The sequence below is a fragment of the Roseinatronobacter bogoriensis DSM 18756 genome (assembly GCF_004366635.1).
Lineage (GTDB): Bacteria > Pseudomonadota > Alphaproteobacteria > Rhodobacterales > Rhodobacteraceae > Roseinatronobacter > Roseinatronobacter bogoriensis.
Genome location: NZ_SORN01000001.1, coordinates 383266 through 406776, shown reverse-complemented (window position 1 = coordinate 406776; position 23511 = coordinate 383266). Strand labels below are relative to the sequence as shown.

General features: G+C 58.7%; 22 protein-coding genes, 1 tRNA gene and 1 pseudogene. 10 read left to right on the top strand and 14 right to left on the bottom strand.

What is annotated here, in order from left to right:
* Positions 1–192: 192 nt before the first annotated feature.
* The 3 genes from EV660_RS01815 to ychF all read right to left on the bottom strand — a co-directional run bounded on the left by EV660_RS01815 (position 193) and on the right by ychF (position 4635).
* Positions 193–1560, bottom strand: a complete 1368-nt coding sequence (locus EV660_RS01815) for a sigma-54-dependent transcriptional regulator (protein ID WP_071481644.1) — start codon at positions 1558–1560, stop codon at positions 193–195.
* Positions 1557–3449 carry a sensor histidine kinase gene (locus EV660_RS01810; RefSeq protein WP_198510641.1) on the bottom strand — a complete coding sequence of 631 codons (1893 nt, stop codon included), beginning with the start codon at positions 3447–3449 and terminating at the stop codon, positions 1557–1559. Before EV660_RS01810 ends, EV660_RS01815 begins: the two co-directional genes overlap by 4 nt.
* 88 nt (positions 3450–3537) lie before the next feature.
* A complete protein-coding gene (ychF, locus tag EV660_RS01805) occupies positions 3538–4635 on the bottom strand; it encodes a redox-regulated ATPase YchF (protein ID WP_071481645.1) in 1098 nt (365 codons plus the stop codon).
* 169 nt (positions 4636–4804) lie between these two features.
* Between ychF and trpA the strand changes: the two genes are divergently transcribed.
* Positions 4805–5596, top strand: coding sequence for a tryptophan synthase subunit alpha (trpA, locus tag EV660_RS01800; protein WP_071481646.1), 792 nt, complete (start codon positions 4805–4807; stop codon positions 5594–5596).
* 74 nt (positions 5597–5670) lie between these two features.
* Here the strand turns inward: trpA and dalA are convergent, their stop codons facing one another.
* Positions 5671–6219 (bottom strand): divisome-associated lipoprotein DalA, encoded by a 549-nt coding sequence (dalA, locus tag EV660_RS01795; RefSeq protein WP_071481647.1) that lies wholly within the window; start codon positions 6217–6219, stop codon positions 5671–5673.
* A 334-nt stretch (positions 6220–6553) separates the two neighbouring features.
* Between dalA and EV660_RS01790 the strand changes: the two genes are divergently transcribed.
* Positions 6554–6754, top strand: coding sequence for a hypothetical protein (locus EV660_RS01790; protein ID WP_071481648.1), 201 nt, complete (start codon positions 6554–6556; stop codon positions 6752–6754).
* Between the two features lie 256 nt (positions 6755–7010).
* Here the strand turns inward: EV660_RS01790 and hemH are convergent, their stop codons facing one another.
* Positions 7011–8114, bottom strand: coding sequence for a ferrochelatase (hemH, locus tag EV660_RS01785; RefSeq protein ID WP_084635152.1), 1104 nt, complete (start codon positions 8112–8114; stop codon positions 7011–7013).
* A gap of 74 nt (positions 8115–8188) precedes the next feature.
* The gene (locus tag EV660_RS01780) at positions 8189–9031 is read right to left on the bottom strand and encodes a methyltransferase domain-containing protein (protein ID WP_071481649.1); all 843 of its coding nucleotides are present in this window, start codon (positions 9029–9031) and stop codon (positions 8189–8191) included.
* Positions 9032–9060: 29 nt separating this feature from the next.
* On the opposite strand from EV660_RS01780, the gene EV660_RS01775 reads away from it, so the two are divergent.
* Genes EV660_RS01775 through EV660_RS01760 form a run of 4 tightly spaced genes read left to right on the top strand, consistent with a single transcriptional unit; the run spans position 9061 to position 11422 of the window.
* The gene (locus EV660_RS01775) at positions 9061–9822 is read left to right on the top strand and encodes a ComF family protein (RefSeq protein ID WP_084635012.1); all 762 of its coding nucleotides are present in this window, start codon (positions 9061–9063) and stop codon (positions 9820–9822) included.
* 40 nt (positions 9823–9862) lie between these two features.
* The gene (gene grxC / locus EV660_RS01770; protein WP_071481650.1) at positions 9863–10120 is read left to right on the top strand and encodes a glutaredoxin 3; all 258 of its coding nucleotides are present in this window, start codon (positions 9863–9865) and stop codon (positions 10118–10120) included.
* A gap of 10 nt (positions 10121–10130) precedes the next feature.
* On the top strand, positions 10131–10976 hold the full coding sequence (locus EV660_RS01765) for a carbon-nitrogen hydrolase family protein (RefSeq protein WP_071482318.1): 846 nt from the start codon (positions 10131–10133) through the stop codon (positions 10974–10976).
* Complete coding sequence (locus EV660_RS01760) at positions 10973–11422, top strand: MarR family winged helix-turn-helix transcriptional regulator (RefSeq protein WP_071481651.1); 450 nt, start codon at positions 10973–10975, stop codon at positions 11420–11422. Before EV660_RS01765 ends, EV660_RS01760 begins: the two co-directional genes overlap by 4 nt.
* Before the next feature lie 21 nt (positions 11423–11443).
* Here EV660_RS01760 and EV660_RS01755 read toward each other — a convergent pair whose 3' ends face one another.
* On the bottom strand, positions 11444–12430 hold the full coding sequence (locus EV660_RS01755) for a complex I NDUFA9 subunit family protein (protein WP_071481652.1): 987 nt from the start codon (positions 12428–12430) through the stop codon (positions 11444–11446).
* Between the two features lie 154 nt (positions 12431–12584).
* Here EV660_RS01755 and EV660_RS01750 point away from each other — a divergent pair.
* Positions 12585–12671 (top strand) — tRNA-Leu (locus EV660_RS01750).
* Between the two features lie 79 nt (positions 12672–12750).
* Here the strand turns inward: EV660_RS01750 and EV660_RS01745 are convergent.
* Positions 12751–12969 (bottom strand): annotated as a pseudogene (locus EV660_RS01745) (cupin domain-containing protein); the annotation flags it as partial.
* A 191-nt stretch (positions 12970–13160) separates the two neighbouring features.
* On the opposite strand from EV660_RS01745, the gene EV660_RS01740 reads away from it, so the two are divergent.
* Positions 13161–13847, top strand: coding sequence for a GntR family transcriptional regulator (locus EV660_RS01740; RefSeq protein ID WP_232727309.1), 687 nt, complete (start codon positions 13161–13163; stop codon positions 13845–13847).
* Between the two features lie 98 nt (positions 13848–13945).
* Here the strand turns inward: EV660_RS01740 and EV660_RS01735 are convergent, their stop codons facing one another.
* The 6 genes from EV660_RS01735 to EV660_RS01710 form a co-directional block, all read right to left on the bottom strand.
* Positions 13946–15532, bottom strand: coding sequence for a gamma-glutamyltransferase family protein (locus EV660_RS01735; RefSeq protein ID WP_071481654.1), 1587 nt, complete (start codon positions 15530–15532; stop codon positions 13946–13948).
* A gap of 1 nt (position 15533) precedes the next feature.
* Complete coding sequence (locus EV660_RS01730) at positions 15534–16859, bottom strand: TRAP transporter large permease (protein ID WP_071481655.1); 1326 nt, start codon at positions 16857–16859, stop codon at positions 15534–15536.
* 31 nt (positions 16860–16890) lie between these two features.
* Positions 16891–17406, bottom strand: a complete 516-nt coding sequence (locus EV660_RS01725; RefSeq protein ID WP_071481656.1) for a TRAP transporter small permease subunit — start codon at positions 17404–17406, stop codon at positions 16891–16893.
* Between the two features lie 5 nt (positions 17407–17411).
* Positions 17412–18500, bottom strand: a complete 1089-nt coding sequence (locus EV660_RS01720) for a TRAP transporter substrate-binding protein (RefSeq protein WP_232727311.1) — start codon at positions 18498–18500, stop codon at positions 17412–17414.
* A gap of 391 nt (positions 18501–18891) precedes the next feature.
* Positions 18892–20142, bottom strand: coding sequence for a M20 family metallo-hydrolase (locus EV660_RS01715; RefSeq protein WP_244927311.1), 1251 nt, complete (start codon positions 20140–20142; stop codon positions 18892–18894).
* Positions 20117–20779: a DUF1028 domain-containing protein gene (locus tag EV660_RS01710; RefSeq protein ID WP_071481658.1), complete on the bottom strand. Its 663-nt coding sequence runs from the start codon at positions 20777–20779 to the stop codon at positions 20117–20119. The genes EV660_RS01715 and EV660_RS01710 overlap by 26 nt, the downstream gene beginning before the upstream one ends.
* Positions 20780–20884: 105 nt before the next feature.
* On the opposite strand from EV660_RS01710, the gene EV660_RS01705 reads away from it, so the two are divergent.
* Together EV660_RS01705 and EV660_RS01700 are read left to right on the top strand one after the other, a co-directional pair.
* On the top strand, positions 20885–22462 hold the full coding sequence (locus EV660_RS01705) for an ABC transporter substrate-binding protein (RefSeq protein ID WP_071482321.1): 1578 nt from the start codon (positions 20885–20887) through the stop codon (positions 22460–22462).
* A gap of 93 nt (positions 22463–22555) precedes the next feature.
* A complete protein-coding gene (locus EV660_RS01700) occupies positions 22556–23503 on the top strand; it encodes an ABC transporter permease (RefSeq protein WP_071481659.1) in 948 nt (315 codons plus the stop codon).
* Positions 23504–23511: the final 8 nt, after the last annotated feature.

Here is a 23511-nt window from a genome sequence, read left to right as displayed (position 1 = left end):
CCTGTGTTTGCGTATGTGATTGTTCGGAAAACCCCCTCCAGGGTATGCCGACGCACACCGCACGAAATGGTGCCATGAGGGTGAATGCAACCATAGTCTTCAAAAAAATGCGCTATGTTAGCGCGAACGCTATCAAGAATGTGTAGAAGCCTACACACAGGGGCTGATTGATGTGTTGAAACGCACACATTCCTACATCCCTGTCGGCGTTCCGTCCTTATTCAGGTTCAGGAAATGTGACTTGTCGATTCCGTGTTTCACCAGCTTGTCATACAGCGCCTTGCGTGACAGGCCCATGCTTTCATAAACGGGCTTCAGCACACCTTTGTGCCGGATCAACGCATTGACCAGCAACTTGCGTTCATGTGCCGCGACCTGTTCGGCCAGACTGCGCGTCTGCGTCACCGCGTCACCGTCCTGCTGGTCGCGTTCCAGCCCAAGGGCATGGCGTTCGGCAACGTTGCGCAACTCTCGTACATTGCCGGGCCAATCCGCGCGCGCAAGCTCGGCCAGAAATTCCGGGCTGACGGTGCGCGCGGGCAGGCGGTGACGGGCACATGCCTCGGACAGCAGGCGTGCGAAAAGTGCCGGAATATCCTCAACTCGCTCTGACAGGGGCGGCAGACGCAGGCTTACCGCGTTCAGACGATACAGAAGATCAGCGCGAAAGCGCCCTGCGCTGACCTCTGCCTCCAGCGGGACGCGGCTGGTGGCAATGAACCTCAGGTCCAGATCATGCTGCACATTTGACCCAAGCGGCGTGATGACTCTGTCTTGGAGAACCCGCAACAACTTGCCCTGCAGGGCCAGCGGCATGGCCCCGATATCATCCAGCAAAACCGTACCGCCGCGCGCATGGTCGAATTTGCCCATCCGCGCCCGGATCGCACCCGGAAAGGCCCCTGCTTCATGCCCAAAAAGTTCCGACTCGATCAGCGTATCGGGCAAAGCCGAACAGGTAATGGCCACAAAGGGGCGCGCTGCACGCGCAGACATATCATGCAGCGCGCGCGCGACCACTTCCTTGCCAGTGCCGGTATCGCCAATGATCAGGACATCCGCATCTGACGGCCCCACCGTGCGCAACTGACGGCGCAGGGCAATCATGGCATTGGATCGCCCAACCAGACGCGCTTCCAGATCATCCACCTGCCCTGCAACCGCGCGCAGGCGGCGGTTGTCCAGTACAAGCTGGCGATAGTTAAGGGCGCGCGCCGCTATCGTCGCCAGTTGCGCGCCCGAGAAGGGTTTTTCAATAAAATCATGCGCCCCGTCACGCATGGCGCGCACCGCAAGCGGCACATCGCCATGCCCGGTAATCAGAATGACGGGGATATCGCCATCAATCTCATGGATGCGCGTCATCAAGGTCAAGCCATCCATATCCGGCATACGGATGTCGGTGATCACAACGCCAGCAAATCCGGCGGTGATCCGTTCCAGCGCCATTTCGGGGCTGGACAGCCCTTCTACCTGTAGCCCGGCGAGATCCAGCGCCTGTTCTGTTGATGCACGCAAATCTGCGTCGTCATCGACCAATAGAACGTGCAATGCGCTCATTGTGCCGCCTCGATGCTGGCTTGCGCTGCGGCCCGCAACTCGATTGTGAATTCCGCTCCGCCTTCGGGGTGATTGCGCATCGACAACCGGCCCCCGAAATCATGCACAATGTTATAGGAAATCGACAGGCCCAGCCCCAGCCCCTTGCCCACTTCCTTGGTCGAAAAGAACGGGTCAAAAATCCGCGCCTGCACCCCTTCGGCCACGCCCGCCCCATGATCGCGCAATGTGATCTGCACCATATCACCACAAAGCCGCGCGCGCAGATGCAGTCGTTTGTCTGGCCAGTCCTCGACGGCATCTATCGCATTGCTTAGCAAATTGACCAACACCTGCTGCAAGCGCACCGCGCCGCCGGTCACGCAAAGCGCCCCATCCCCCAGATCAACTGTCAGTGTCACACCGCATTTGGTCAGACGCCAGCCCAGAAGCTCTTGCGCGGCCGCCACGGCTTCGGCGAGGGCCACAGGGCGCAATTGCTGGTTTGGTTTGCGTGCAAAATTGCGCAGATGGCGGCTAATGCGCGTCATCCGGTCGATCATGCCCACGATCCGGTCGATGTTTGAGCGCGCCTCGACATTGCGGCCCCGATCCAGCAGAAGCTGCGCATTCTCGGCGTAATTGCGCGCGGCACCAAGTGGTTGGTTGAATTCGTGACTAAGCGCAGCAGACATTTGGCCCAGCGCGGCCAGCTTGCCGGCCTGAACCAGCTCAGATTGGGTCTTGCGCAACTGCTCTTCAGTGGCGCGCCGTTCGGTCACTTCATCTTCAAGCGCCATATTCACATCGCGCAACTCGGACGTGCGAAGGGCGACGCGACGCTCCAGATCATCCTTTGCCGCCTGCTCGATAGCCAGCCGAATGGCAAGCTGACGCCGCCGTTGCCAGACGATCAGCCCCAGCAAGGCGACAATCCCTGATAGTGACAATCCGATTGCAACCGTCGCCGCCGCCTGCACCCGTGCGGCCCGTGTCGGAAGCAGAACCTGCACCTCCCAATCGGCCTGCGGCATCTCGCGGGCAACGACAAGGTATTCAGAGGCATCCGTTTCGCTGCCCGGCCCGGTCAGCAGGCGGAACCCGTGGCGGTCCGTGCGTGCGCGATATTCGATTTCGCCGATGGGGGCGTTGGCGTAGCGGCGCGTTTCTTCGGTGCGGGCCAGACGCTCCGGAGTCAATTCGCCAAAGGCATGAAACAGCCAGTCAGGGCGATTCGACAGAAAGATGATATTTTCAGGGTCCGTGACCAGAATACGCAGATCATCCGAAGCCCAGGCCTGTTCAATCTCGTCCACATCGATCTTGATCACCATGACGCCGCGCCGCTGACCCGCAACATCTATCGGCGCACCAAAATAATAGCCGCGCTTGTTCGACGTGGTGCCAAGCGCATAAAAGCGCCCCTCTCCATGGCGCATGGCGTCAAAGAAATAAGGGCGAAACGCAAAATTGCCGCCAACAAAACTATGCGGCTGGTCAAAATTCGACGCAGCCAGCGTGACACCGTCGCGATACATCACATAGACATCAGACGCGCCCAGCAATTCTGCCGTATCGCGCAGATACATATTTGCCGCGAGGATAAGATCAGAGTTCGAGGGCGATAACATCAAGGACCGGATCACACGCTGATCGGCAAGCAATTTAGGAAGGCGCTCAAAACGCGCCAATTGCCCGCGAAGGCTGGATTCGGCAAGGCTCAGCGTGTTTTGTCCGCGGTCATGCAGATCATGAAACGCTTTGGCGCGGGTCTGGTAATGGGCAAGCCAGCTAAGCCCCGCCACCACAACAAGACACAGCAGCAATACTGCCGAGAGCCTTGTGGTCGAAAGCCGTTGCATCGCCATTGCCCGTGTCACGCCCTGTTCCGACTCAGATGGCACCATCATTGTATAATGGCACAGTATTCGCAACGCTGGTCCCAAAGCAGGTCAGCGACTGGCGGCCGGATATGCAAGCAATTGTCAGAGCACCGGGTCAGGCGTTGAACAGGAAGTGCAGCACATCGCCGTCCTTGACCTCATAGGTCTTGCCCTCCACGCGGAATTTGCCCGCTTCCTTTGCGCCAGCCTCGCCGTTACAGGCCACATAATCATCATAGGCCACTGTCTCGGCGCGGATAAAGCCGCGCTCGAAATCGCCGTGGATGACGCCAGCCGCTTGCGGGGCCAGCGTGCCTTGCGGAATTGTCCAGGCGCGGGCTTCTTTCGGCCCAACCGTGAAATAGGTTTGCAGCCCCAGCAATGCATAGCCCGCGCGAATCAGCCGGTCGAGGCCCGGTTCTTCCAGCCCCATTTCGGACAGGAACATCTCGGCCTCTTCCGCGTCCAACTGGCTGATCTCTTCCTCGATCTGGGCAGAAATCACAACATGCGCCGCCCCCTGCCCTGCGGCCATTTCCGCCACGCGCGCCGACAACTCGTTGCCGGTGGCAGACGCGCTTTCTTCGACATTACAGACATAAAGCACAGGCTTCGAGGTCAGAAGCTGTAACATACGCCATTGCTTTTTCTCATCCTCGGCCACCTCGACAGTGCGCGCGGGTTTGCCCGCTTCCAGCGCTTCAAGGGCGCGGCGCAAAAGCCTGTCCTGCTCGACCGCGTCCTTTTCGCCGCCGCGGATCTTGCGCGACAGGTTGGCAAGGCGCTTTTCGATCGAATCCATATCGGCGATCATCAACTCTGTCTCGATGGTTTCAGCATCGGCGACCGGGTCAATCTTGCCTTCGACATGGGTGACATCGTCATCCTCGAAGCAGCGCAGCACATGGGCGATGGCATCCACTTCGCGGATATTGGCCAGAAACTGGTTGCCCAGCCCTTCCCCCTTGGAGGCACCGCGCACCAGCCCGGCAATATCCACAAAGGTCATGCGGGTGGGAATCACCTCGCGCGATTTGCCAATCTCGGCCAGTTTTGCCAGTCGGGCATCAGGAACCGCCACATCGCCCACATTGGGTTCGATGGTGCAGAACGGAAAATTCGCGGCCTGTGCGGCGGCCGTGCGGGTCAGCGCGTTGAACAACGTGGATTTGCCGACATTCGGCAGACCAACAATCCCCATTTTAAAGCCCATGACCTGTCCCTTTCGCCTTGTGACTGCGCCGCGCTTGTAGGGTCAGACCAACCACAAGACAAGAGCGGCCCGCCCAAACCCAAGGGGAATCGCCGATCTTGCACGCGCAAGGTTGATTCCGCGCCGTTTTTCTTTCAAACCCGATTGACGCCCAAAGGGACAGGACAAGATGACCAGAATCGACACCACTTTCGCCAAGCTGAAATCCGAGGGACGCAAGGCTTTCGTTTCCTATATCATGGGGGGGGATCCTGATCTGGAAACTTCGCTTGCGGTGATGAAGGGGCTTCCCGGTGCGGGGGTCGACATCATTGAATTGGGAGTCCCTTTCACAGACCCCATGGCCGATGGCCCAACGATTCAACTTGCCGGTCAGCGCGCACTGGAAGGCGGGCAGACATTGGCCAAGACCCTGGACATGGTCCGCCGCTTCCGCGAGGGCGACAATGAAACCCCGATCGTACTGATGGGCTATTACAACCCGATCTATAATCGCGGGGTAGAGCAGTTCCTGTCAGATGCAAAATCCGCCGGGGTGGATGGGCTGATCGTGGTTGACCTGCCGCCAGAAGAAGACAGCGAATTGTGCATCCCCGCGCAGGCCGCAGGGCTGAACTTTATCCGGCTTGCCACCCCCACCACCGATGACAAACGCCTGCCCAAGGTTTTGCAAAACACGTCTGGCTTTGTCTATTATGTGTCGATCACCGGAATTACCGGCGCGGCGGCTGCACAGGCAACCGAAGTCGGCCCAGAGGTTGCGCGCATCAAGGCCGCGACAGACCTGCCCGTGATTGTTGGTTTCGGCATCTCCACGCCCGAAACAGCACAACAGATTGCCAGCGTTGCGGATGGCTGCGTGGTCGGGTCCGCGATCGTGAAGGAAATCGCCGAGGGAAAGCCTGTGGACGAGGTTCTGAACTATGTCCGCAACCTTGCCGCAGGCGCACATCGCGGTTGACGATACGGAAAAAGCCGCACCTTTTTCGGGCGCGGCTTTTTAAGCAAAGTTGCTGATTTTGTGATGCGCAAGCGTTATCTTGCCGCCATCTGTAGATTGCCGCTCGATTCGCCCAGAACAACGGTCCACCACAACTTGCCGTTGTCATCCTGATGCCAGCCGACGCCCAGTTCGGTCGCGCGGCGGTCAAGAATGACCTGACGGGTTTCGGGTTCCGTCATCCAGGCGTTCACGGTTTCAAATTCCGTCTCGAATGTCTCGGAAATCAGCTCGCCCACAACGCTTCCGCTATAGCCTGCACGCTGCACGCGCACCATCGGGCTGGACCCGTCCGAGCCCCAATGCCAAGGACGGCTTTGGAATGACATGTCTTGCGCGTGGGTCGCGGCCGCACTTGCCAGTTGAGCATTCGCTTGCAACGGTGGCAATCCGTTTTGCGCACGCATCGTGTTCAGCCCGTCCTGCATTCTCTGACGTACACGCGGCGCGTCTGATGGGGTTATTCTATAGACGACCGGCACAGGCCTGCCATCTGCCCCCATGCGCATCGGTGTTGGGGCCGTTGCGTCACAAGCGGCCAATGTCATGGTGCTGACCATCAGCAGCGCAGTCAAACGAAACATATCTGGAATTCCTCATGTGTTGAGTCGCGTCTAAAGGGTATCTGTTTGGTTTTCAAATACAACTGCACGTGAACACGCGGATCATTGCCTGCGCCGTTGTTTTTCCGCATCGACACAAAGCCGGTCAAAAACAGGCAAGGTCATAAATGCAGATGCAAAATGGCTGTTTTACACTCAAAAGTGTTGCGAATTTGACGACGTCGAAAGAAAGCGCGTTTCCGCCACTACACATAGGATTGAACTTGCGCGCGTAACATGGTTGAGAAGAACGACGACTCATCGTCTTGGGAGTTGGCGTCATACTGGATGGCGTTAACACGTTCTGGAGGTTACCATGAAGAAAATCGCACTCGCTGCTGCCCTGTCCGTCGCTGCAACATCCGCTTTCGCGGGTGGCCACAGCAAAATGGGCAAATACTCTGAGCCGGTCATCGAGCCTGCTGTTGTTGTTGAAGAAACACGCGCATCTTCGGGCGGCATCATCGTTCCGATCATGCTGCTTCTGATTGTTGCTGCTGCTGTAGCAACACGCTAATCGGCAGATCTGCTTTTGCAGTTTCAAAGGCGGTGAGGGTTTCCTCACCGCCTTTTTTAGTTTCATAACCCTTGTTCGGCACCTGACAGCAGAAACCGGATGGTGCGATTCTGCGCGTTGCAGGCACTCTACCAGCACGACAGGCCGCGTGGCTTATTGTGTGAACGGGCTAGGCGACAGGTGCGCTGCACCATATCATGGCAAAACGGTGTCTGGCTTATCCGTCACACACTGTGGCTATTGAGAGACAGCCTTCTCAGGCTGTCCAACCTTGCAGATTCGCTTCGATCACATCGGTCAATGCTGCAATATGTGACGCATCATCATTCAGGCAGGGGATATAGGTAAACTGCTCTCCGCCTGCATCCTCGAAACTTTCGCGGATCTCTTCGTTGATTTCTTCCAACGTCTCGATGCAATCTGCCGAGAAGGCCGGCGCGATGACGGCCAGCCGCTTCACGCCCTGGCGCGCAAGATCGGCAACATGATCGACCGTATAGGGTCGCAACCATTCTTCGCGGCCAAATACGGATTGAAACGTGCTTTGCACCTTGTCCTCTTCCCAGCCCAGTTCCTCGCGCAACAGCCGGGTCGTTTTCTGGCACTGGCAATGATAGGGGTCACCCTCCAGCAAATACCGCTTCGGCATTCCGTGATAGGATGCAACCAGAACCTCGGGCTTCTCGTCCATCGCATCATACGCATGACGAACCGAATCGGCCAAAGACTTGATATAAGCAGGGTGGTCGAAATAGGGCGCCACCGTGCGCGCAGAGGGCTGCCATTTCTGTTCCATCAAGGCGCGAAAGAACTGGTCACAGGCGGTCGCCGATGTTGCCCCGGCATAATGCGGATAGAGCGGGAAAAACAAAATCCTGTCGCAGCCGGCCTTGACCATCTCATCCACCTTGGACTTGGTCGACGGGTTGCCATAGCGCATGCAGAAATCCACCATGATATCGCCGTCAATGCGCTTGGCGATCTGGTCAGCCAGCGCGGCGGTCTGGTCTTTGGTGATGGTCAGCAGCGGGCTTTCGTTCTTTTCATGGTTCCAGATCGATTTGTAATTTGCGCCAGACGTAAAAGGTCGCTTGGTCAAAATGATAAGCTGCAAAAGCGGCTGCCACAGATATGCCGGATAATCGACCACGCGCTTGTCTGACAAAAATTCGTTCAGGTAACGCCGCATCGACCAGTAGTCATAATTGTCGGGCGTCCCGAGATTCGCGATCAGAACGCCGATTTTGGCCTGCGGAACAGGTGGGTGATCTGCCTGCGCAAACTCCAGACGTCCCTCGCCGGGCTGGTCCATATGCACTGGGCAACCTGCGCTTGTGGTCTGTGGCTTTGCATCAAGCATGGCTGTATCCTTCATAGCATATCCCCCGGCGAATTACATGAATCTGTTGGCATGTAACGGGTTTTGTCAGGGAATCAATCTTTACCCGGAATTTTGATCTTGTCAGAGAGCGGAGTTTCTCGCGTTCCAAGCGCATCGGCAAGCCGCGCTGTTGCAGAACCGGGGCGAAGCGGGCGCGGCTGGCTACTGTCGGGCGCCCAGCCTGTCAGAAAGATAAGCTCAAAGCTGGCGCGCAAAAGCCCTGCGTCATCGGCAAAATGCGCGGCGTATAGTTCGGCAGCGCGGGTGAAAACCCCGCGCGGGGTGAAGCTGCGACGTCTTGCCGCAAGGGCATTTCTTTCGCCCATCATCCGCAAATCCGAAAACAGCGTGTCGATTTTGCGATAGGCGACATTCTGACCAACGCTATCGGCCACGGGCAAGGCCAGCCCCGCGCGCTGCAACAGGGCACCAAGATCGCGGATTTCCGCCATCGGCAGAACACGCGGGCTAAGGCCGCCACATATCTCGGCTTCAGCCTGCGCAAGACAGGCGCGCAACTCTGACAGCGTCTGCCCACCGGGCAAGACCGCCAGAAACAGCCCGTCAGGACATAGCGCGCGCCGCGCCTGAACCATTTGCCCCACTGGGTCTGCGGCCCAATGCAGGGCCATCGCGTGAATCACCAGATCATGCGCGCCTGCCTCCAGCGCCAGCACCGGATCGTCTGCAACCATTTGCGCCGTTGGTATCAGATCGGCCCAAAGATGCGGATGGCCCGTCACAATCGCTGGGCGCGTAAACCTTCTGTTAACCTCGGCTAGCCTTAATTCAACCTCGTCGCGCGCTAACGCATGCAGGAAGTTATCGTCCCCTGCGCGCGCGCGGTTGCGCAAGAGGGCGATACGATCAGAGATGTCTGGCGGCAGCTGGGTCATGAGCGGTATCTAGTAAAGGAGCTGGCAAAATGCAAAACCTGCTGGGCTATGCAGCGAAACACTCCAGCGCCCTTGCGCATAGCCTGTTGCGCGCAGTCTATCCACCCCAATGCCTGACCTGTGATGAACTGGTGGAACAAGAAGGTGCGCTTTGCGCGACCTGCTGGCCCCAAACCCCGTTTATTTTCGGATTGTGTTGCGACAGTTGCGGTGCCCCCCTGCCCGGTGACGACAGTGGTCGACCTGTTCACTGCGACGAATGCCTGACATTGGCGCGGCCGTGGGATCAGGGGCGCGCGGCAATGCTCTATGGCGACAAGGCGCGCCAGATTCTATTGGGGCTGAAATATTATGACAGGCTGGACTATGCCAAACCCGCCGCGCGCTGGATGGCGCGGGTGGCAGCCCCGATGTTGCGCCCTGACACGCTTGTCGCACCCGTTCCGCTACACTGGCTGCGCCTGCTGAAACGGCGCTATAACCAGTCCGCACTCCTCAGCCAAGCGCTTGCGCAACAGCTTGGGCTGGAACATTGCCCTGACCTGCTAATCCGCGCACGCTATACCGGTACGCAGGACAAAAGGGGGCGCGCAGGGCGGTTCGAAAATGTCGAGGGAGCCTTTGCCCCACATAAACGGCACATAGACCGCCTGAAAGGGCGCCACATCCTGCTGGTCGATGATGTGATGACGGCTGGCGCGACATTATCAGCGGTGGCGGACACTTGCCTTGCGCATAACGCGGCATCCGTGCGGGTTGTCGCGCTGGCACGCGTTGCAAGATCGGAATGATAGATTATAGTGCGCGCAATATCCTAAGCAGGAGCCTGTGATGCAACCGGTTGAAATATATACCTCTCCGCTCTGTGGGTTTTGCCATGCGGCAAAACGCCTGCTGTCTGTGAAGAACGCAAGCTTCACCGAAATCGACCTGTCGCGCCAACCAGAGCGACGGGCAGAAATGCTGTCACGTTCTGGCGGGGCGCGGACCGTTCCACAAATATTCATCGGGGATATTCATGTCGGTGGCTGTGACGAACTCCATGCTCTGGACCGTGCGGGCCAGCTTGATGCAATGCTGAAAGGCTAGGCACATGACCCTGACCGCCGCCCTGATCCAGATGACCTCCAGCGATGACCCTGTGGCGAATCTGGAAATGACGCGCGGCTATCTGCGGCAGGCCGCGACCCAGGGTGCAACCTTGGCCCTGACGCCAGAAGTGACCAACTGCGTCTCGACCAGCAATGCCCATCAGCAAGCTGTTCTGCAAACCGAAGAGAATGACATCACCCTTGCTGCATTGCGCGAAGACGCACGCGCGCTGGGGATCTGGGTGCTGATAGGGTCTTTGGCGCTCAAGACGAATGATCCAGATGGGCGCTTTGCCAACCGGTCATTCCTGATTGACCCGGATGGCACAATCCAAGCGCGCTATGACAAGATACATATGTTCGATGTGCAGGTGTCACCGTCGGAAACCTATCGCGAATCTGCGGGCTTTCGCCCCGGAACACATGCCGTCGTTGCGCAGACACCCCTTGCCACAATCGGCATGAGCATCTGCTATGATCTGCGCTTCCCCCATCTTTATCGCAGCCTTGCCAAGGCTGGCGCAGTTGTCCTGACAGTTCCGGCAGCCTTCAGCCCCATTACCGGGGCCGCACATTGGGAAACCCTGCTGCGTGCACGCGCCATTGAGACGGGGTGCTTTGTCCTTGCCCCCGCCCAGACAGGGCGCCATGCCGCATCCGATGGCCAGCGCGCGCGCAGCACGCATGGCCATTCGCTTGTAATTGCCCCGTGGGGCGAAGTGTTGCTGGACATGGGCACAGAACCCGGCGTGGGTATGGTCAATCTGGATCTGGCCCGCGTGGTCGAGGCTCGTGATCGTGTGCCGTCGCTGTTTCATGACCGCGACTATTCCACCATCGAAGCGCGACAATGAAGAACCCGCGCAAGGATATGGCCAATGCGCTGTTCAGCGAATTGTTGATGGCAGATCAGCTTGCGCGCAACCGCCTGTCCAAAGTACTGCCCAAGGGGATGGAACTGTCGCATTTCGGGGTGCTGAACCTGCTGGCGCGACAACAGACGGAACTCAGCCCTGCCGAATTGGCGCGCGCATTTCATGTGACGCGCGGTGCAATGACCAACACGCTCAACAAACTCGACTGGGCAGGATATGTGCATATCCGCCCGGACTGGGACGATGCGCGGCGCAAGATGGTTGCAATCAGTCCGGCCGGGCGTGCGGCGCGTGATGCAGCGCTTGCGGCGATAACCCCGCTGATTGACAATGCCGTCAAAACCTTGGGCGAAGAACGCGTGCGCATGACCATCCCGGTGCTGCGCAGCCTGCGCCAGCGCCTTGGCGAAGATGACGGTGCATAAATTCCGTCGTTCAGAACGCAGCTATTCTTTGCGCAGGCGCGCGGCTGATTCGTGGATGGCCTTGTATTGCCCACCTGGCCGGTGCACCCACAGATAGGATGGCAGAACCGTCGTCATCGGGGTTGGGGTGACGCCAAACGCTTCTAACCCGCGGGCACCCTTCGACACGACATTGTCGCGGCGCAGGTTGCGCACCTGATCGCGCGTCAGAACAGAATTGGTGAACAGCCCAAGTGTCACGGTCTGAAGGGCATCCAGCGCGCCGCCAACCAAACTGGCGATCGGGAACGGAATCGGCAAAGACACACCTTTGCGCCGGATCTCGGCCAGCATCAACGTCATCAACTCGCGGAAGGTGGCGATATCCGGGCCGCCCAGTTCGTAAACCCCCGGCGCAACATCGCCTGTAAGCGCCTTGGCCGCCGCAGCCGCGACATCTTCCACATAGACCGGCTGAAACCGTGTATTCGGCCCAACCAGCGGCAGGAACAGCGAGAATCGCGCCATCGCAGCAAATCGGTTGAAAAACTGATCTTCTGGCCCGAAAACCACCGAGGGACGCAAAATAACAGCATTTTCAAAATGCTGCATGATCAATGCTTCGCCCTTGGCCTTGCTTTGTTGGTACAGGCTGGGTGAATTCTTATCCGCACCGATTGCAGATATGTGCACCAGCTTTTCGACACCCTGTTCCGCCGCAATGCGCGCAATACGCCCCGCCCCTTCGGCCTGAACGTCAGAAAACTTGTTGCGCCCCGACTCGACCAGAATGCCAACGCAATTCACCACAGCATCTGCGCCCTGCATGACCGACCGGACTGACGCGTCATCGCGAATATTACACAAAACAGGCTCTACCTGCCCGACAGTGCCATAAGGCTTGACGTGCAAGGCTTCGTTCGGGCGTCGCACCGCCACGCGCACGCGCCAACCAGCCTGTGCCATTCGCCGCGCGATATATCGTCCGACAAATCCCGAACCACCATAGATGGTAACTAGCTTTGACATAAGCGCACTCCGCCGCATTGCTGAACGTTGCCTGAATACCTGCGCACGCGCTGTTCCACAAGGTGGATCGGTTTTTTCAATCCGAATTCAATTTTCCCATACACGCCCCGTTGACACCGCCAATCCAGCACCGTAGAGAGCGCTCACGCAACCTGCCCAGGTGGCGGAACTGGTAGACGCGCTAGCTTCAGGTGCTAGTGCTCGTAAGGGCGTGGAGGTTCGAGTCCTCTCCTGGGCACCATTTCTTCAAGCTACATGCTTGAGATGGATGATTTGGCTGGGCAGGTTGCTCACTCTCCCAAAATATGACGGCGCGGCTCTTATCCTTTCGAACCCTGACCGCGCGCATATCTGCCTTCGTAGCGGATGATATCATCCTCTTCCAGATAACTGCCATTCCGCACCTCGATCAACGCCATCGGCACTTTGCCGGGGTTTTCCAACCGATGCACAGCGCCTATCGGAATGCAGATGGACTCATTCTCGGTCAGCAAGCACACTTGCTGATCAACAGTGATGCGCGCGGTGCCTGCCACAATTGGCATGTTGTTTGGGCACGGCAATAGCGCACAGATCAAGATAACCTTGGAAATTGCGGGCCTGCGATACAAGTCGGCTTGATCTTGCCCGCGCCCCATCGGAAAAGAATTATTGGAAAACACCGCCATGCCAAGACAGCGTGTTTCTCAATGGTGAACGTGACTTGGCAAGACAGAGGTTGGAGCAGGTCTTGTCCGAAAGGCAGCGCGATATTCTAGGCCAGACAATTGCGATGAAGCTGGAAGCTGCCATCATCGCGGGAGAATTGCCTGCGGGTACACGATTGGACGAAACCGCCATTGCAGAGCGCTATGATGTCTCGCGCACCCCGGTGAGAGAGGCATTGCAGGTGCTTGTCTCGCGCGCTTTGGTTACCCGAATGCCTTATCGTGGCACCGTCGTCAGCGAGATCACGCGAGAGCGGATCAGCGAATTGTTCGAGGCGATGGGCGAGATCGAGGCGCTGTGCGGGCGCTTTGCCGCCGAACGGATGGGCATGGAAGAGCGCGCGCGCCTTGAAGCATTGCATGACGCGATGACACATATCATGAATGCAAAAGATGCGCTTGGATATGAACAGGCCAATACCGAATTTCATCAACTGCTCTATCAGGGTGCACGCAACAGCGAATTTCAGGGCATGGCTGAATCCGTGCGCCTGAAACTTGCCCCCTTTCGACGGCGTCAATTGGCAGATCAGAAGCGGATCGGCCGGTCACATGCCGAACACGCACAGATTGTCGAGGCGGTGATGCAACGCAACGGCCCAGCGGCTGACAAAGCGCTGCGCCGCCACCTGACCAGTGCAGCAAAGGCCATGTTGCTGCACTTGCCTGCGCAGAATCAAACCGACCGATCGCGGACCAAAGCATCCTGATAATCTATGCCGCTGAAGCGCTGCAAAAGGCGCGTGTGATCGGTTAGGGCGATACCCCCCTCAATGGGCGGTTTCTGCGAACCCCAGATGCGTTTTGCCTAGAAACCCAGAGCCGCCCCGTCTGCGCGCGGATCGGACGCAACCTCGATCACCCCATCGGGCCAATAGGCGACACCGCCCGCATGGCCCGCCATGTCGCTATATGCGGGGATCATCTCGACATCATGCCCTGCCGCTTTCAACGCCGCGACCAGTTCGGGGGCAAAGCGGTCTTCAAGCTTCAGGCTTGTTGTGGCATCGCCCCATGTCTTGCCCAGAAGCCAGCGCGGCGCGGTGATGGCCTGCTGCAAATCCTGCCCGAACATCGCGTAGCGGCTGAACACGGCCGCCTGTGTCTGCGGCTGCCCTTCACCGCCCATCGTGCCATAGGCAAGAACGCGGCCGTCTTTCAGCTTCGCCAAAGCGGGGTTGAGCGTATGAAACGGACGTGCGCGTGGCCGCAACTGGTTGGGGCCGGGTGCCAGGGAAAAGCCTGCACCGCGATTTTGGAAGAACACCCCTGTCTTGTCGCAAACAAGCCCGGAGCCGAATTCCCAGAACACGGACTGGATAAAGCTGACGACGCAGCCCTCACTATCCGCAGCACCCATCCAGATCGTGTCGCCGGGCTTGGCGATTTCGGGCCAGGGGCGCGCAGATGCAGTGTCGATCTGGCGGGCCAGTGCATCCAGCGCCCCGGCCTCCAGCCAGTCTTGGGCGTTGGTGGCCATATGATCGGGGTCGCCCAGTTCCGCATTGCGCCGGATAAAGGCCAGTTTTGTTGCCTCGATCAGGCCGTGCAGATGTTCGAAGCCTTCTGCATTCGTCACATTCAGTCGGTCGAACAGACCTAAAATCATCAGCGATGCCACGCCTTGCGTGGGCGGGATCATGTTCCAGAGTTGGCCTGCACGAAGCTGTGTGGTCAACGGCGCGGTCACCTCGGCGGTGAATTCCGTGAAATCGCGCAGTCGAAGCGGGCTTCCGGCAGCTTCCAGAAAATCGGAATGCGTATGGGCGATATCGCCTTGGTAGTAATCCGCCAACCCATTTCTGGCCAGATGCTCAAGTGTCTGGCCCAAGGCGGGCTGGCGCAGCCGGTGGCCCGCTTTCGGGGCTGCGCCTTCATGCAGGAACGCCTTGGCAAAGCCCGGCACATCTTTCAGCCCGTCCAGCTTCTCGGCGGTGGTGCGTGCCTGATTTTCAGTTACCGCAATGCCGTCTTGTGCCAAGGCAATCGCAGGGGCCAACAGATCGGACAATGGCGATCGGTTGCCGCGCGGGCAGAGTTTCAGCGCAGCCTCCCATCCCGCGATCGTGCCCGGTACGGTCAATGCCGCAAGCGGGCCGCGCGAAGGCAGGGCGTCTTGCACACCCTGCGCGCCATACCAGTCAACCGATGCCAGCGCCGCCGCACGCCCGCACCCTGACACAGCGACAGGCACATGGCCGGGGCGATGAATGATCCAGAACCCGTCACCACCGATCCCGTTCATATGCGGATAGGCGACCGCTATGGTTGCAGCGGCAGCAACCATAGCTTCGACAGCACTGCCGCCTGCCTCTAGAATATCGCGCCCGGCAAGGGCCGCGGCACGGTGCGGGGCCGAAACGCCGCCTTTGAATCCATAAGCAGAACTGAGCATGTCACCATCCTATTGCAGCAGGAAGCCAGGTTGCCAGACCCGGCATTACAAAGACAAGGGCAAGTGCAAGGAATTGCAAGCCAATAAACGGGATTGCGCCCTTGTAGATATCCATTGTGCTAACCCCGACAGGTGCCACCCCTTTCAGAAAGAACAGCGACCATCCAAAAGGCGGGGTCAGGAAACTGGTTTGCAGGTTCAGGCAGATCAGAATGCCCAGCCACACCGGGTCGACCCCGGCTTGTATGAAGAACGGCAGAAACAGGGGCAGCGCGATATAGGTGATCTCGATCCATTCCAGAAAGAAGCCCAGTATGAAGATCAGAAGCATCAGGAACAGAAGCGCGCCTGTCACACCGCCGGGAATCAGATCGAACATGCGCCCGACCAGATGTTCCCCGCCAAGACCACGAAAGGCCAGTCCAAACACCTGCGCACAGATCAGGATGAAGAACACCATAGCCGAGATCAGCAATGTCGAACGCGCGACCTGATACAGCATGTTCAGCGTCAGCCGCCCGGACAGCGCCACGAACAATAGCGCGCCCACAGCGCCCATGGACGCCGCTTCGGTCGGGGCCGCGATACCGCCGATGATACTGCCCAGAACCGCCACAACCAGCCCGACCGGCGGGCCAACCACCAGCACCACCTTGCGCAGCAACGCCCCCCGTGACAGCGCGCGGCGTTCATCCACCGGAATGGGTGGCATGGAACCGGGTTTCCACCACGCATAGGCCAAGATGGCGATCATATACACAGCAGCCAGCGTCAGACCGGGCACCATTGCAGCGGCAAACATGGTGCCAACCGATTCCTGCAAGATATCAGCAAGCAGGATCAGCACCAAGGATGGCGGAATGATCTGCCCCAGCGTGCCAGAGGCGCAGATCATGCCAGTTGCAATGGTCTTGGGGTATCCACGCCGCAGAAGCGTGGGCAATGTCAGCAGCCCAAGCGTCACAATGGTTGCGCCCACAATCCCCGTTGCGGCCCCCAGCAACACCCCGACAAAGATGATCGCAACGCCCATCCCGCCAGATATATTGCCGAAAAGATGGCCCACCACGTCGATCAACTCTTCTGCCAGACGTGATTTTTCCAGCATTACGCCCATAAAAACAAAGAGCGGAATTGCCATCAGCGTGTAATTGGTCACGACCCCGTAAATGCGCGAGGGCAGCAGATTGAACAGCATGGGGCCAAAGCCGACATAGCCGAAGAAGAAGGCCGAAAAGGCCAATGCAATCCCGACCGGGATTCCGATGATCAACAGCACGAAGAAAGCGGCGATCATGCCAATCGCCAACAGTTCATTGGGGCTCATGAAAGCTTACCTTGTTTTTGAGATACGCCGCTCAGGTGCCGGAGCGGGGCGGCAGGGCAAAGGCATGTCGCAGAACATGTGCCAGACCCTGTATAGCCAACAGCCCAAAACCCAGCGGGATCAGCGCCTTGAGGATGAAGCGATACGGCAGCCCGCCCGGATTGGGAGAGCCTTCGCCGCGCATATAGGACATCTCGACCCAAGGCAGCGACAGCTTGACCAGCAGCACGCCCAGCAAGATCAGCAGCAGCCCGCCCAGAATTTCGATACCGCGCTGAATGAGCGGAGAAAACCGTTCATACAGCACATCGACACGCACCTGCTCGCCCGAGAGCAGCGCATAGGACATGCCAAACAGGGCAATGGGGGAAATCAGATGCCATTGCAGTTCCTGCGCCCAGACCGCCCCTGTTCGGAACAGGTAGCGGGCGAAAACATCGCCCGCTACCAGCAGCACCAGCGCCACACAGACCCATGCAGCCAGAAAACCAAAGCCTCTGACAATGGCTTCGAGAAACTGTACAAACTGCGTCAATGCGGGTTTCATTTGCCTCACATCTCCAGAATGTCTTTGAACCACGATACTTCGCTGATTTTGGCCCAGCCATCATGATCGGCCTTGAAGGCGAAGTAGCTGTCATGCACCTTGCGCGTGATCTCGGAGGCATTGGCCTCAGTCTCCAGCGTATCAAGCGTTGCTTCGCGCAGGGCGTTGATGACATCAGTCGGAAGGGGGGCTGCCGTCACACCGTGGTTCGTCACCAGATCGGTCAGGGCTGCGCCATTGACGGATTCGGACCAAAGCAGGCTTTCAAGGCACGCCGCCTGAGAGGCCTGACGCACGATCATTTGCAGGTCCTCGGGCAGGCTGTCCCATGCCGCCTTGGAGATCAGCAATTCGCCGGTTGTTGCGGGTTCATGCCAACCGGATGTGTGGTAGAATTTGGCAGCCTGATGCAGGCCAAGCGCGCGGTCCTGATATGGGCCAACGAATTCGGCGGCATCAATCACTCCACGCTCCAATGCAGGAAAGATTTCGCCGCCCGGCAGCAGGCGGGTATCCACGCCAAGTGCGGCATAAACACGCCCGGCAAGCCCCGGAATGCGCATGCGCAACCCGTTTAACTGGCCCAATTCCTCAATCGGTTCGCGGAACCAGCCGGTCATCTGCACGCCGGTCGAATTCATCGGAAAGGCAACGAGGCCAAAGGGTTCATAAACCTCTTGCCACAACTCAAGGCCACCGCCGTGGAACAGCCATGCCATATGCCCCATATAGGACATGCCAAAGGGAACCGTGGTGAAATACTGCGCAGCAAAGACATTGCCGGACCAGAAATAACTGTTCGAGGCGTTCATCTCGACCACGCCCTGCTGGACGGCGTCGAACCCTTCAAAAGCCGGGATCAACTCTCCCGCAGCGAAATGCTGAATGTTCAAACGCCCGCCGGACATGATACCGATCTTTTCGATCATGTCGGTGGGGCTACCAGGGCCGACCGTATAGAACGGCGCAGTCGGACCATAGCTGTTGGTCATGCGCCAGTTAAAGGTATCTTGCGCGCGGGCAATGGTCGGTGCGGCCAGTCCTGCACCCATTGCAGACAGGGCCGATGCGGAAAGAAACTTGCGACGATCCAAGGCGACTTCCTTTCATGTTATCCATTCATGCAACCGCGCAGATGCGGCGCAACCCAGCCATAGATTTGCAGGATGTCGCTGTCTGGGAGCGGGCCGATTTTTTTTGGCTGCACCGCCGTATTGTATACAATAAAATCAAAACTGACCGGCTTTGAACACATTATAAGCAGCAATAAAACGCGCTTGCAGCGCCCGAAATGCGGGATAGAGAACCTTTTGTCAGAATCTGAAGGTACCGCGACCTAACGACAGGGTCTGGAACCGCGCGCCTGAGCACTTCTGGTCAAAACATGTCACGAATTACCCGCTAAACCCCTCAAGGGGACCGCGCATTGCACCAAGCAGGCCCGCAGGCCTGATTGAAGTCTTGGCAAATATCTGCGGGCAAACGTTACGCGCGCGCCATATATCCCCGGATCACTTGGCCCAACGTATCAATGGCAAGGGACATGGCATCGGTATCAACAAATTCATCGGGGTGATGACTGATCCCTTCTCGACACCGCAGAAACAGCATACCCACCGGACACAGATCCGCTATTGCAGAGGTGTCATGCGTTGCACCAGAGGGGAGATGCGGAACCTGCATCCCCAGTTCCCTTGCGGCCTGTGACAGCCGCGCGATGATCTGGTCTGCACAAGGGGTTGCAGGTTGCGCATAGGTCCGCTCGATCGCCAGCTCTAGACCGCGTCTCTTGGCGATTTCACGTGCCAGACGCGCCAGCGAAGCTCCCGCGCCTTCGCGCAGCCCATCCGAGGGGGCGCGCAACTCGACCGTCAGCGTCACCTCACCCGGCACAGCATTCACCGCGCCCGGTCTGACCTGCAAGGTGCCCACATTGGACATCAGCCCTTCTGTACCATGTGCCAAGGACTCTACCGCCAAAACAAGTTCAGCCGCACCAGCCAATGCGTCGCGCCGCAGCGCCATTGGCATTGTGCCAGCATGTGCCGCCTTGCCCGTCAGCGTTACGCTATGGCGCTCGATCCCGCAAATGGCCGTTACAATTCCAAGGGGGGCGGCGGCGTTTTCCAACACCGGCCCCTGTTCCAGATGCGCCTCGATCCATCCCAAAATCTGCGCCGGATCGCGCCCCAGATCGGGCAAAGCGGCAGGCTCAAGGCCAAATTCCTGCATGGCCGCGCGCAGCGAAACCCCTTCACGATCAACCATGTCCAGTGCGGCCATATCGAATTGACCCGCCAACACCCGCGGCCCCATCAGCGCAGTGGGGAAGCGGACGCCCTCTTCATCCGCGAAAGCAAGCACCTCAACCGCAAACGGCAACGTGGCACCTTGTCCACGCAGCTTTTGCAATGCAAGAACGGGCAGCACGACGCCCATTATTCCATCATAGGCACCGCCCTCGCGCACCGAATCCTGATGCGAGCCCATCAGCAATACTGGCGCCCCCTCCGGCCCGTCCAGCCGCCCGATCAAGGTACCCGCCGCATCCAGCGACACGCGCAGCCCTGCCTGTTCCATCAATTCGGTCAGCACCACCAGCGCCTTGCGGTGTTCCGGCGTGAAAGGCAGACGCGTGACACCTGCGCCGGGTTCCGAACATTGCGCCAGCCGATCCAACCAGTCTTGCGCCAGCGCTCCCCAATCCATTTCAGTCATGGCCGCGCTCGGGATCATTTCGGGTCGGAACCGTGGGCAGCCATGCTGCATAATCCCCACTCTGACTGCGCCGGAATAAATCATGCAAGGCATCGACAGGCGTTTCGGACCAATCCACGCGCAGACTGAGAGGTGGCGTATCATCTGACACAACAAGCAGCGCCGCCGATTGCAGCCCGCGTATATCCCCGCCCGCCGCTTCTGCGGCGCTTAATGCGGCAAGCAACCGTTGCGCAAAACTGCCACTTGCATTGACATAGGCATCGCGCAAGGCCCCCAAGACCTGTGGCCCGGCCAGCATGTTGCCCGACACGACAAACCCCGGCCCGTCCAGCACACCTTTCCAGTCAGTGTTGCGCGTACCTGTATGGCAGGCCGTGCCGCCAGCGCGGTCCAGCAAGGCCAGCTGCCGCCACTCGCGCCCGCGATCCGCCCCGACCAGATCGGTCAATGCCTCACTCGCGCTGCGGCCCTGGCGCATCCTCTCCAACGCATCTTCGCCCCAGATCGTCGAAGGGGCCGCCCCTTGCGAGGCTGAAATCCCCGCACGCGAATCGCCGCGCAAAACCCAACCGCCAACGCATAACGCGCCCGTCGCTGCCGCGCCGCCGATTGCGCCGCTGCTCAAATCTTGCGCAAGAATCGAAAAGGTCATGTGTTTGTTTCTCCCTGTCAGGGGAATTTATCATGAAAGTTTTGACCGATGCAAATTATCATGATAATTAAAAACAAATAATCATAGCAACAGGGAGTGCCGGAAATGGCCTTTACATCTACAACCCGCCGCGGCTTCGGGGTTTTGGCAGCCACCCTATTGGCCAGTTCTGCACTGGTCGCCCCCGCCAATGCCCAGACCCCGCCGGGCGTTCTTGTGGTCGGACAGATTGCCGAACCGCAAGCGCTGGACCCGCACGCCGTGACCGCTGTCAATGACTTCCGTATTCTGATGAATGTCTATGACGGGCTGGTGCGCTATGCCTCCGGCACGTTGGAAGTGGAACCCGCGCTGGCCGAATCCTGGGACATCTCGGATGATGGCACCGTCTACACCTTCAACTTACGCGAAGGTGTCACTTTCCACGATGGCAGCGCCTTTGATGCCGAAGCCGTGGTCTGGAACTTCGAGCGTATGCTGAACGAAGACCACCCCTATCACGAAACCGGCCCGTTCCCGCTGTCCTTCTTCTTCAGCGCGATCGAGACAGTTGAAGCGCTGGACGCAAACACCGTTCAATTCACACTGAACGAACCCTATGCGCCCTTCCTGTCCAATCTTGCCTATCCCACCGGGCTGATCGTGTCGCCCGCCGCCGTGATGGAGCATGGCTCTGATTTCGGGCGCAACCCGTCAGGGACCGGACCGTTCCAGTTTGCGGAATGGCGGTCAAATGAACGCGTGGTCGTGACGCGCAATGAAAACTATTGGGACGGAACCGCCGGGACCGAAGCCGTGATCTTCCGCCCGATCACAGACGCGAATACCCGCGTGGCCGAAATGCTGTCGGGCGGAATTGACGTGATGGTCGAAGTGCCCCCTGTGGCAGTGTCGCAATTCCAGGGCGACGCGCATATGGTGCATGAACAGGCAGGCCCGCATCTGTGGTTCCTGATCCTCAATGCCAAGGAAGGCCCATTCGCTGACAAACGCGTGCGTCAGGCGGCGAATTACGCGATCAACAAGGAAGCGCTGGTCAATGACGTGCTGGAAGGCACAGCCACCATCGCCGCAGGTCCGACCCCGCCCGCTTTTGCATGGGCTTATAACGAAGAGTTGGAACCCTATCCCTTCAACCCTGACCGCGCACGCGAATTGCTTGCTGAGGCCGACGCCGAAGGTGCAAGCCTGACCTTTTTTGTCACCGAGGGCGGTTCCGGCATGTTGGACCCGATCCCGATGGGCACCGCCATTCAGGCTGATCTGGCCGCTGTGGGCTTCGATGTGACGATCGAGACGTATGAATGGAACACCTTTCTGGGCCGCGTGAACCCCGGCCTGGAAGGGCAGGCAGACATGGCGCAGATGGCATGGATGACCAATGACCCCGACACGCTGCCCTTCCTTGCGCTGCGCACCGATGCCTTCCCTGATGTGGGCGGGTTCAATTCGGGGTATTATTCCAACCCCGAAGTAGACGCGCTGCTGGAAGCGGCACGTGTCGAAACCGATCAGGAAGAACGCGCACGGCTGTATCGCGAGATGCAGGTCATCGTGCAAGAGGACGCACCCTGGGTTTTCGTGGCGAACTGGATGCAGAATGCTGTCACTTCGGACGCGGTCGAGAATTTCCAGCTTGAGCCGTCATTCTTCCTGCTTTTGAAAGATGTCGTGAAGAACTGAGACGGGGAAAGGGGGCGCTCGCGCCCCCTCTTGGCCTTTGGCCAATTCACCCCCTGAGGATATTTGAGCAAGGATGAAATCAGGGGGGCGCAGATGGGCGGTTATATCCTGAAGCGATTGCTATCGGCCATTCCAGTCCTGCTGGGGATCACAGTAATCGTGTTTCTGATCATGGCGATGATCCCCGGCGATCCGGCAACGGCCATTCTGGGCAGCTATGCCACGCCAGAGAATGTCGCGCGGCTAAACCGGCATCTGGGGCTGGATGAGCCCTTGTGGAAGCAATATTTCATCTGGCTGGGCAATCTGATGCAGGGCGATTTCGGACGCTCTTTTGCGCTGAACCGGCCTGTTCTGGATGAAATCCTTGACCGTTTCTCAGCCACGCTGATCCTTGCAGGCACAGCCTTTGTGTTATGTTCGCTGCTGGGTATTCTGGCGGGAGTTGTCTCGGCGGCACGTCAATACGGGCTAGCAGACAAGGTAATCACCTTTGTGGTGATCCTTGGCATTTCGGTGCCGTCATTCTTCCTTGGCATGATGATGATCCTGCTGTTTGCAGTGCAGCTGCGCTGGTTTCCTGTCTCGGGGATGTATTCGATCTGGGGCGGGGGAGATTTGCCTGACCTGATCCGGCATCTGACCATGCCAGCGCTTGCGCTATCAGTGGTGGCCACAGGCGTGATCGCGCGGCTGTCGCGAGGTGCGATGCTGGAAGTGCTACGGCAGGATTTCATTCGCACCGCGCGCGCGAAAGGGGTGCATGAGCGCCGCGTGATCTGGGGCCATGCGCTGCGCGCGGCAATGGTCAGTATCATCCCGGTGTTGGGCATTCAGGCGGGCTTCGTGCTGTCGGGCGCGGTTTATATCGAGATGGTGTTTCAATGGCCCGGCGTGGGCCGCATGCTGGTCGATGGTATTCTGAAGCGTGACATCCTGCTGGTGCAGGGCGGCGTTGTGTTCATCGCGGCCTGTTATGTGGGCTTCAATATCATCGTCGATGTGGCGCAGGCCTGGCTCGACCCCCGGATCAAGACATGAGGGGGATC